This window comes from Enhygromyxa salina, from assembly GCF_000737335.2.
Classification (GTDB): domain Bacteria; phylum Myxococcota_A; class Polyangia; order Nannocystales; family Nannocystaceae; genus Plesiocystis; species Plesiocystis salina_C.
In genome coordinates this window covers 1-827 of record NZ_JMCC02000296.1, presented here as the reverse complement: position 1 = coordinate 827, position 827 = coordinate 1, and the positions used below count along the sequence as shown (strand labels likewise).

The following is an 827-nucleotide window of genomic DNA, read 5'->3' as shown; positions in this document are numbered from 1 at the left end:
ACCGCCGCGACCTCGCTGCTCGACTCCGAGACGTTCTCGGCGAGCAGTCAGCGTGACGCGGTGAACCGGGTGCTCACGGCGATATCGCCTGATGACAGCGAGGTGGCCTACACGTACGACGAGGGCGGTGCGCTGCAGGCTGTGGACGTCAAGCACCGCGGCAGCTCCACGGCGGAGACGGTCGTGGGGGACATCACCTACAACGCCCGCGGCCAGCGCGAGTCCGTGGTCTACGGCTCGACCTCGAGCCCGACCACGACGACCAGCTACACGTACGACCCGCAGACCTACCGGCTCGCGTCGCTCTCGACCGTGCGCGGCAGCGACGACGCCAACCTTCAGGGCCTGCATTACCACTATGACCCGGTCGGCAACATCACCGACATCCGCGACTCCGCGCAGCAGACGGTCTACTTCAACAATTCCGTCGTCGAGGCCGCGAACTCGTACACCTATGATGCGACGTACCGGCTGATAGAGGCCACCGGCCGCGAGCACAGTACCCAAGGCACGACGCAGCGTACGGACGTACAGATCACGCCCGGCCCGCAGCCGATGACGAGCGATCCGTCGGCGATGCGGCGGTACACGCAGAAGTTTACCTACGACGAGGTGGGTAACATTCTGAAGATGCAGCATATCCCCGCCTCGGGGAGCGGCTGGACTCGGTACTACGAATACGACGAATACGGCAACCGGCTCGAGAAGACCTCAGCCCCCGGAGACCCGGCAAACGGGCCATACACGCACGCGTACACCTACGACGCGCACGGCAACATGACCGCGATGCCGCACCTGTCGAGCATGGTGTGGAACCACGACGACGA

General features: G+C 64.9%; 1 pseudogene. It reads left to right on the top strand.

Annotation, left to right across the window (positions count from 1 at the left end):
- Positions 1-827 (top strand): annotated as a pseudogene (locus tag DB30_RS40985) (SpvB/TcaC N-terminal domain-containing protein); the annotation flags it as partial.